At 74.9% G+C, this 9,335-nt stretch carries 8 protein-coding genes; 6 read left to right on the top strand and 2 right to left on the bottom strand.

The window, feature by feature from the left end:
• Positions 1 to 193 precede the first annotated feature (193 nt).
• Positions 194 to 646, top strand: coding sequence for a MarR family winged helix-turn-helix transcriptional regulator (locus ACFXA3_RS24600; RefSeq protein WP_054225493.1), 453 nt, complete (start codon positions 194 to 196; stop codon positions 644 to 646).
• Positions 647 to 662: 16 nt separating this feature from the next.
• Here the strand turns inward: ACFXA3_RS24600 and ACFXA3_RS24595 are convergent, their stop codons facing one another.
• On the bottom strand, positions 663 to 1,436 hold the full coding sequence (locus ACFXA3_RS24595) for a hypothetical protein (RefSeq protein WP_385190181.1): 774 nt from the start codon (positions 1,434 to 1,436) through the stop codon (positions 663 to 665).
• A 399-nt stretch (positions 1,437 to 1,835) separates the two neighbouring features.
• Here ACFXA3_RS24595 and ACFXA3_RS24590 point away from each other — a divergent pair, with 399 nt between their 5' ends.
• From ACFXA3_RS24590 to ACFXA3_RS24570, 5 genes are all read left to right on the top strand, one after another.
• Positions 1,836 to 5,150, top strand: coding sequence for a nitrate- and nitrite sensing domain-containing protein (locus ACFXA3_RS24590; RefSeq protein WP_385190178.1), 3,315 nt, complete (start codon positions 1,836 to 1,838; stop codon positions 5,148 to 5,150).
• Complete coding sequence (locus tag ACFXA3_RS24585) at positions 5,147 to 5,626, top strand: roadblock/LC7 domain-containing protein (protein WP_385190177.1); 480 nt, start codon at positions 5,147 to 5,149, stop codon at positions 5,624 to 5,626. Before ACFXA3_RS24590 ends, ACFXA3_RS24585 begins: the two co-directional genes overlap by 4 nt.
• Positions 5,623 to 6,030 (top strand): DUF742 domain-containing protein, encoded by a 408-nt coding sequence (locus ACFXA3_RS24580; RefSeq protein ID WP_385190174.1) that lies wholly within the window; start codon positions 5,623 to 5,625, stop codon positions 6,028 to 6,030. Before ACFXA3_RS24585 ends, ACFXA3_RS24580 begins: the two co-directional genes overlap by 4 nt.
• Complete coding sequence (locus tag ACFXA3_RS24575) at positions 6,011 to 6,643, top strand: ATP/GTP-binding protein (RefSeq protein WP_385190173.1); 633 nt, start codon at positions 6,011 to 6,013, stop codon at positions 6,641 to 6,643. The genes ACFXA3_RS24580 and ACFXA3_RS24575 overlap by 20 nt, the downstream gene beginning before the upstream one ends.
• Before the next feature lie 102 nt (positions 6,644 to 6,745).
• Positions 6,746 to 8,014: a styrene monooxygenase/indole monooxygenase family protein gene (locus ACFXA3_RS24570; protein ID WP_385190171.1), complete on the top strand. Its 1,269-nt coding sequence runs from the start codon at positions 6,746 to 6,748 to the stop codon at positions 8,012 to 8,014.
• On the opposite strand, the gene ACFXA3_RS24565 is transcribed toward ACFXA3_RS24570, so the two are convergent.
• On the bottom strand, positions 7,957 to 9,288 hold the full coding sequence (locus tag ACFXA3_RS24565) for a C40 family peptidase (protein WP_385190169.1): 1,332 nt from the start codon (positions 9,286 to 9,288) through the stop codon (positions 7,957 to 7,959). The two genes, ACFXA3_RS24570 and ACFXA3_RS24565, sit on opposite strands and share 58 nt — an antisense overlap.
• Positions 9,289 to 9,335: the final 47 nt, after the last annotated feature.

The raw sequence follows: 9,335 nt of genomic DNA, 5'->3' as shown, positions 1-9,335 counted from the left end.
GGCCCTCTCACTTGCCCGGGCCCAGCGGCGCGGCCCCCCCCGGGCTCGCGGCGGCCGCCACCCCGGCGCCTTCGCCCCCACCCCCCCGCCCCGCTTACCCCCCCGCGACTCGGCGCGGGGGGACCCCCGGGCGGGGCCCCGGGCCGGGGGCGTGCGGGCTGCGAAATACTGGTGCCCTCCAGGACGCCATTCGATGGGAGCAGACGTGCACGGAAGCGAAGACCAGGAGTTCCTTGCCCTGGAGCGGGAGCTGTCCGTCTTCCTCCGGCGCGCCAGGGCCTCCTCGGGGGAGATGGCGCGCGCCCTGCACCCCGAGCTGGAGCCGGCCGCGTACGGGCTGCTCGTCCGTCTGGAGGCCGCGGGCCGCCAGCGCGCCACCGAGCTCGCCGCCTACTTCGGGGTCGGCAAGGCCACCATGAGCCGGCAGCTGCGCGCCCTGGAACTGCTCGGGCTGGTGGCGCGCGAGCCCGACCCGGCCGACGGGCGGGCCTTCCTGGTGGGCCTCACGGACGAGGGGCGCGAGCGCTTCCTGCGCGTACGCGGGGCCCGGCGCGAGCAGTACATGCGCAAGCTCGCCGACTGGGACCGCGGTGAGGTCGCCGAACTGGCCCGGCTGCTGAACCAGTTGAACCAGGGCGAGGAATAGCCTCCGGAAGACGGTCCTAGAGCTCCGCGTAGGCCGCCGAGGCGTCGTCGTGGCGCTTGCCGCGGGCGAGGGGCCGGGCCGGGTCCGACTCCAGGGCGCGGACCCGGGCGATCAGGCCCTGCGCGCCCTCCTTCCGGAGCACCGCCAGGCACCGGGCCCAGTCGCCCTCGCCGAACGTGTCCGTCCACCGGCTCGCCCCGTCGGTCAGCGCCGCCACCGCCCGCACCCGCTCGCGCGGGCTGCGGCCGGTCACCGCCCGGGCGGCGACCGCCGGGTCCGCGGCCGCCGTGAAGAAGCCGCCCTCCACGTTGCGCAGCGCGTCCGCCGAGGCCCGCGTGCGCAGCAGCTCGCGCGGGATCCGGTCCAGCCGGTCGTCGAGCACCGCCGTCACCCCGCCCCCGGGCGCTTCGAGGAGCAGTACGGAATCCGAGAGCACGAGGTGCTCCACGTAGGCCTCGTCCCAGCGGACCACCACCACCGTCGCCTGCGGGGTCCGTACGTGAGAAAGGTCACAGGTGTCCCGGTGTGCGTCGGCGGTGCCGCGGATGGCCTCCGCCAGGATCCGCTCCAGCGGCATGTCCCGCCGCGATCCGGACAGTTCGGTCAAACGGCCCCCGAGCCGGGCCGCGAACCAGGGCACGCCGTGCGTACAGCCCACCTCGCCGCCCGGCGGGGTGACCCCGTCCAGGGCGACGAGGACTCCGCCGCCCGCGGCGGGCATCGCCGCCGATAGCCAGTCCTCGTTGGGGCGTTCCGGGTTGCCGGGGGCCGAGGCGAGGTCGATGCGCATACGGACATTCTGCCCGCCGGGCGTGCTCCGGGCAGCTGCTGCGGGGTGAAAAGTCCGTACCAATGCGCAGGGGTGGAGCCGGCGCCGCCAGGCCGTCCGCACGGGCGCCCGGCGGCCCCGGGGCGGGATGTGGGCGCGCATATTGCCAAAGCCCCCATCCTTCTTTCAACCACCCGTCCATGACGGCCCTCTGACGGCGCCCCGCCGAGTTGGTCGCCAACTCATCCGTGATGTTCACTCGTTCGAGTGGCCGGGTGGGCGATGTCAGGCTCTCTCCCCAACACACTGCAAAGGTCTGAGGCGGTACGAGGGGGCAGGGGGCGTTTACTTGTTGACCGGCCGTTACCTCGGCCACACGAGTAGACGAGCACGAGCACACGTACAGGATTGCGAGCACCGGTGCAGAAGAAGCGGTCTCGGAAGAACGGCACCGCCACCGACGGACCCGCCCCCGCAGGACGTCCCGTCCGCGTGCGCAGCAGGCTCGTCCTCGGCGTCGCCGTCGCCGGCCTCACCGTCCTTGCGGCCGGCGCTCCCGCCGTGGTCTCCGCGACACGGGAGCTGAACGACTCCCAGCAGCTGGTCACGCTCGCCGAGCAGGCCCAGCACACCCTCACCCTCGCGCACCTCCTCGGCGACGAGCGCGACGCCGTCGTCGAGTACGTGGCCAAGGGCCGCCCCGGCGCCCAGGCGAAGGGCCCCGTCCAGGAGCGCACCGCGCTCACCGACCGGCAGCTCGCCGAGGTCCAGAACGACGCCGACGAAGCGCTCGCCCGCACCCTCGCCCGCGTCCAGACCGTCCGCAACGAGGCCGTCGACGGCAAGGGCACCGCCCTCGCCGCCCAGCAGGCGTACACCGGCGTCATCGCCGAGCTCCTCGCCCCCGGCGACCGGCTCGCCGAGCTGACCCCGCCGCGCGCCGTGGCCGCCCTCGCCACCACCCGCCCGCTGGCCCCGCTCGGCCAGGCCGTCGAACAGGCCTCCGCCACCCGCGGACTCCTGCTCGCCGCGCTGGCCGTCCCCCGTGGCGAGCAGCCCTCCAACACCCCGGCCGTGGACGAGCTGACCACCGCCGCCCAGCGGGCCCGCGTACGCGAGCAGGCCGCCCTCGACGACTTCTCCCGGGTCGCGCGCCCCGACGTGCGCCAGACCCTCGCCGCCACCGTCACCGGCCCCGAGGTCAAGACGGCCGACGACCACCTCAAGCGGCTCACCGAACGGCCCACGCTGTCCACGGCCGACCGCAAGCTCGACGGCGCCACCATCGCCCCCGCGCTCACCGCCCGCATCGACCGCATGCGCTCCGTGGAGTCCACGCTCGCCGGACAGCGGGCCACCGCGCTCGCCACCCTGCGCGACGACGACGTGACCCGGCTCGAAATGCTCGTCGCCGTCCTCGGACTGCTGTTCCTCGTCGCCGTCGGGTTCTCGACCGCCGTCGCACGCTCCCTGACCCGGCCGCTGTCCGTACTGCGCCGCGGAGCGGCCCGGCTCGCGACCCCCGAAGGCTCGGTGGAACCCGTCCGCTTCACCGGCCGCAACGACGAGTTCGCCGAAGTCGTCCGCCACCTCAACGCCGTCCGCGACCAGACCGTCGCCCTGCACACCCGGATCGCCGGCCTCGACGCCGACGGCCGCCGCCTCATCGGCCGCAACGAGGCACTGACCGCCGGCCGGGACGCGCTGGAGAAGGAACTCGACCAGCTGCGGACCGGCCTCGAAGAGCACCGCCGCATCATGTCGACGACCTCCGTGTCGCTGTCGCTGCGCACGCTCGGCCTGGTCGAGCGCCAGCTCGCCGTCATCGAGGAACTGGAGTCCAGGGAACAGGACCCGGACCGCCTCGCGACCCTGTTCAAGATGGACCACCTGGCGACGGTCATGCGCCGCCACAACGAGAACCTGCTGGTCCTCGCCGGACAGGAGCACGGCCACGGCGCCGGGGCCGCCCCCGTCCCGCTGGTCGACGTCATGCGCGCCGCGGTCAGCGAGATCGAACGCTACGAACGCGTCGACCTCACCACGCTTCCCCCGTTCACGCACGTGGCGGGACACGCCGCCGACGACATCTCGCACGTCCTCGCCGAGCTGCTGGAGAACGCCACGACGTTCTCGCCGCCCGAGGCCAAGGTCAAGGTGTCCGGCCGGCTGCTCGACTCCGGCGACGTCGTGCTGTCCGTCGTCGACGAGGGCATCGGGGTCAGCGGTGACCGCCTGGAGGCGCTGAACGCCCGCCTGGCCACCCCCGAGGCCTACGACGAGGAACCGGAAGCGGAACACGGCCTGGGCCTCGGCCTCTACGTGGCGGGACGCCTCGCGGCCCGGCACGGGGTCACCGCCGAGCTGCGCCCCGGGGGCCCCGGCGGCACGGAAGCCCGCGTGGTCGTCCCGGCAGCGCTGCTCCCGGCCACCCCGCCGACCTCGCCCGTCCACACCTTCGCCACGCCGGGCCTGCCCGAGATCCGGCTGCCGGGCGTCATCGCCGAGGCCAACGAGAACACCATCCCGCCGCGCCGGACGCCCCCGGCGGCGGAACGGGACGCGGAGCCGCAGGCCGGAGCCCAGGCCGGAGCCCAGGCCGAGGACGGGGCCCAGGCCGAGGCCGCCGCCGCGCCCGCGCCCTTCACGGACCCGGGCCCCGAAGCGGACGCCGAGCTCCTGCGCGCCATGGAGTGGGACCCCACCCTGCCGCCCGCCGCCGAAGAGCCCGCCGCCGAGGCCGGGGCCCCGGACCTGGGCGCGGAACTGGCCGGGGAGTTCGGCCCCGACCTGGCCGGCGGCCTGGATCCCGACGCGGACACGCCCGGCCCGGCCGCCGGGGCCACGCTGCCGCCCGCCGAGCAGGTGTTCACGGTCCGGGCGCCGGAGGCGGAAGCGGAGCCGGTCCCGGGCGGGCACGCCTTCGCGGACCCGGAGGCCGCACTGCCTCCGGCCGACCAGGTGTTCACCGCGGCGAGCGGACCCGGCGAGGAACTGCTGGCCCGGGTCGTCCCGGACACGGCCCCGATAGCGGAGCCGCAGCCACGGCCGGAGCCGGAGCCTGCGCCGGAGCCGGCGTTCGAGGCCGAGCCCGAGCCGGGGTTCGCGCCTGCGCCGCACCGGGCTTTCGCGGCCGCGCCCGCGCGGGGTTCCGCCCCCGCCCCGGTGCCGGAGATCGGGAGGCCCGGCGCCGACCTGGTTATAACCGCGGCCGGCCCGCCCGCGGAGGTCCCGGGCGACCGGGATCCCGGCGACGAGCTGCTCGCGCGGGTCGTCCCCGACGCAGGACCGGAGGGCTTCGCGGGGTCCGACCCCGAGCCGGTGTCCCCCGGTCCGCTGTCCGGTGCCGGGCCGCGGGCCGACGTACCGGAAGAACGCCCGTCCCTGCCCGTGCGGCCCGCCCCCGCCGTCGCCCCCGACGGCCCCGCGGAGCCCCACCGGCACGCACCCGAGGAGGCCGACTGGGTCCCCCGCCAGGGGAGCCACCCCGACGCCGGACCGGACGCCGTCACCGACAAGGGCCTGCCCAAGCGGACCCCGCGCACGGTGGGCGCCGCCCGGCCCGGCCGCACCGACGCCGTACGGCCCGAGCCGCCGCGCCGCGTCGACGCGGAGGAGCTGCGCCGCAGACTCGGCGGCTTCTACCAGGGGACGCGGGACGGACGGCGCGTCGTGGCCGCCGAGCTCGCACAGGACACCGACCAGGGGGACACCGCACAGGAGGCACGCACATGACCGCGCCCAGTACGTACGGACTGAGCACCCAGGCCCGCAACCTGCAGTGGCTGCTGACCGACCTGGTCGAGGAGGTGCCCGGCGTCAACTCCGTCGCCGTCGTGTCCTCGGACGGCCTCCTGCTGCTGTCCTCCGACCCCGGAGGAGCCGCAGCCGAGAACCCCGCGCGCACCAAGGGCCCGCGCGGAGCCTCCGCCGACCTGGCCACCATCGTCTCCGGTCTCGGCAGCCTCACCACCGGCGCCGCCGACCTCATGGACGGTGGAGCGGTCAAGCAGACGATGGTCGCGATGGAGTACGGTTCCGTCTTCGTCATGGCCATCAGCGACGGCTCGCTCCTCGGCGTGCACGCCACACCCGACTGCGACATGAGCGTCGTGGCCTACCACATGGCGCTGTTCGTCGGCCGTGCCGGCCACGTCCTGACCCCGGAAGTCCGCAGCGAGCTGCGCCAGTCGATGGAGAAGACCACGTGAGGAGCACGGCCTCGGCGACCGACCGGCTGCCGATACGCGGAGCCGACCGCCGGCCCGCACGCGTCCGCCCGTACTCCCTCACGGGCGGCCGCACCCGCTTCACGCAGGTCCTGCACGTGGAGACGTTCGTCGCCGCCCTCGACACCCGCGCCTCGGACCCCCAGGACCCCGCGGCGGGCACCGACCGCACGCCCGAGATGCCGGCCATCGTCGAGGTCTGCCGCCGCATGCGCACCATCGCCGAGATATCCGCGCTGCTGAAGCTGCCGCTGGGCGTGGTCCGCGTGCTGGTCAGCGACCTCGCCGACCAGGGACGCATACGCGTCTACGGGACCGGGCACGGCCCCGGCCGCCCCGAACGCGCGCTGCTGGAAAGGGTGCTCAGTGGTCTTCGCCGTCTCTGACCCGCCCGTCCGCCCCGCCGCCGCGGACGACGAGGCCGTCCAGCCCTGGCAGTACGACCGCTCCCGCGCGCCCGTCGCCGTCAAGGTGCTCGTCGCCGGAGGCTTCGGCGTCGGCAAGACCACCTTCGTCTCCTCGGTCTCCGAGATCACCCCGCTGCGCACCGAGGCGGTGATGACCCAGGCCAGCCTCCCCACGGACGACCTCTCCGCCACGCCGGACAAGGGCACCACCACCGTCGCGATGGACTTCGGCCGCATCACCCTCGACGACGACCTCGTGCTGTACGTGTACGGGACCCCGGGCCAGGAGCGGTTCTGGTTCATGTGGGACGACCTGGTGCGCGGCGCCATCGGCGGGATCGTCCTGGCCGACACGCGCCGGCTGCGCGACTGCTTCCCGGCCCTCGACTACTTCGAGAGCTGCGGGCTCCCGTACGCCGTCGCCGTCAACCACTTCGAGGGCTCGCACGCGTACGAACCGCAGGACGTGCGGGAGGCGCTGACCATCCCGGCGCACGTGCCGGTGGAGATCATGGACGCGCGGCGCCGGGACACGGTCGTCGCCTCCCTGCTGACGCTGGTGGGACACGCCCTGGACGCGACGCCCGCATAGGCTCCCGGGCCACCGGATCCGCCGGGCCTCCGGATCCGCCGAACCGCCGGTACCGCCGGTACGCCGTACTGCCGAACCCCTCACCCGAATCGAGAACGTGAGATGCGCAAGATACTCGTCGTGGGGGCCGGCCAGTCCGGTCTCCAGCTCGCCCTCGGCCTCCAGGCGAAGGGGTACGAGATCACCCTCATGTCCAACCGGACCGCGGACGAGATCCGCACCGGGCGGATCATGTCCACGCAGGTCATGTTCGACACGGCGCTCCAGCACGAGCGCGACCTCGAACTGAACTTCTGGGAGCGGCACGCCCCGCGGATCGAGGGCATCGGCGTCTCGGTCGCCGCCCCGGACGCCTCGCGCCCCGTCGACTGGCTCGGCCGCCTCAAGGGGTACGCGCAGTCCGTCGACCAGCGCCTGAAGATGGCCGGCTGGCTCGACACCTTCGTGCAGCGCGGTGGACAGCTGGTCATCCACGGCGCGTCCGTCGCCGACCTCGACTACTTCTCCCGCACGTACGACCTGGTGCTCGTCGCCGCCGGCAAGGGCGAGCTGGTGTCGATGTTCGGCCGGGACGCGGCGCGCTCCCCGTACGACGCGCCGCAGCGCGCGCTGGCCGTCTCGTACGTGCACGGGCTCGCACCGCGCCCCGAGCACCCCGAGACGGAAGCGGTGCGCTGCAACCTCGTCCCGGGCGTGGGCGAACTGTTCGTGATGCCGGCGCTGACGACGTCGGGGCGGGCGGACATCCTGTTCTGGGAGGGGCTCCCGGGCGGCCCGCTCGACGTGTTCCGCGGGGTCGACGGCCCGGCCGAACACCTGGCCCTCACGCTGGAACTGATGGAGAAGTTCACGCCCTGGGAGCACGCGCGGGCCAGGAACGTGGAGCTGACGGACGCGGGCGGCACGCTGGCCGGCCGGTACGCGCCGGTCGTCCGCAACCCGATCGGCCGGCTGCCGGGCGGCGGGCTGGTGCTGGGCGTCGCCGACGTGGTCGTCGCGAACGACCCGATCACCGGCCAGGGCTCGAACGCGGCGTCCAAGTGCGCGGCCTCCTACCTGTCGTCGATCCTGATGCACGGGGACAAGCCGTTCGACGAGGCGTGGATGAGGGCCACCTTCGACAAGTTCTGGTTCACGACGGGCAAGCCGGTGACCCAGTGGACGAACGCGATGCTGGGCGTCCCGCCGGAGCACGTGCTGAACCTGATCGGCGCGGCCGGGCGGCTCCAGCCGGTGGCGGACCGTTTCGCCAACGGCTTCGACAACCCGGCCGACTTCGACGCGTACTTCTACGACCCCGAGGACGCGCAGGACTACCTGGACGAGGTCGCGTCGTCGTCGGCCGGGTCCGGTGCCACCGCGGCGGAGTAGCCCGCGTCGCCGCCCTCCGGGCTCTCCGGCAGGGACGGCGGCGTGAACTCGGTCAGCGGGGCCGCGTCCGGGTCGGGCCGCACGGCACCGAGCAGCGGATTGGCGGCGATCGGCGACACCTTGACCTTCGCCCCCGGCCGCGGCGCCTGGATCACCTTCCCGTCGCCGACGTACAGGGCCACGTGGGTGGCGGTGGGGAAGTACACCACCAGATCGCCGGGCCGCAGCTCGTCCAGCGGCACCCTGGGGAGCCGCGCCCACTGCTCCTGGCTGGTCCGCGGGATGGACCGGCCGGCGTGCGCCCAGGCCTGTGAGGTCAGCCCGGAGCAGTCGAAGGACCCCGGCCCCTCGGCGCCCCAGACGTACGGTTTGCCGATCTGCTCCGTGGCGTAGGTCAGGGCGGCCCCGCCGGCCGCCGTCGGCGTACGGGGGGTGGCGGCGAGCCGGCCCGAACCGACCAGCGCCCGCTGCGCGGTGGCGGTGTCCGCGGCCTCGCGGGCCCCGAGGCGGGTGAGCTGTTCGGGCGTGAGCGAAGCCAGGACGGCCTCGACCTGCCTGAGCAACAGGTCGACCTGCTGTTTGTGCGCCCTGCGCTCCGCGGCCAGCGTCTGGCGGGCGTCGAGGGACTTGCGGGCGGCGGTGGCGAGGAGGTCGGCCCGGTGCACGTCCCGGGTGAGCCGGGTCAGCACCCCGGCCCGGCGGGCGCCCTCGCGGGCGGCGAGCCGGCGCTGGTCCACGGCGGCCCGGGCGTCGCCGGTGAGCAGCATGCGGGCGTAGGGGGAGAAGCCGACGCCGACGGCGTGCCGGTACTGCTCCCGGGCGAGCCGCCCGGCCGCCGCCTTCTCCGCGCCGAGGGCGGTACGGGCCTTCCCCAGCTCGGTGCCGACCCGGCGCTCCTCGTCCTGGCCGGCCTTGAGCGCGACCTCGGTGGCGTTGTAGGCCTCGGAGGCCTCTTCGGCCTGCCGGTACAGCCCCTGCAGCCGGGTGAGCAGGGCGCCCACGGACTGGCCGGGCCCGGGGCGGGCGCTGCCACCGGGGTCCGCTGCCGGGGTGGGGCCCGGGGCGGTGGTGGCGGTGGCGGCGGAGCTGGTGGCGGAGGGGGTGGCAGTGGGGGTGGCGTCGGCCGGGGCGGGGCTCCGGCGGGTGGCGGAGGGCGCGTCCGACGGGGCGTGGGGCAGGGGGCCGGCGGCGTGGGTGGTGGACAGCGGGCCGGCCGTGAGGAGCACGGCGGCGATGCAGGCGGCGCGGAGCAGGCGGCATGACAATGTGATCACCTCCAGGCGGCCGATGCTGCCACGCCCGGTATGACAAATCCCCGACC

The sequence above is a fragment of the Streptomyces sp. NPDC059456 genome, from assembly GCF_042750055.1.
GTDB lineage: Bacteria > Actinomycetota > Actinomycetes > Streptomycetales > Streptomycetaceae > Streptomyces.
This window is presented reverse-complemented; position numbering and strand designations above follow the sequence as displayed.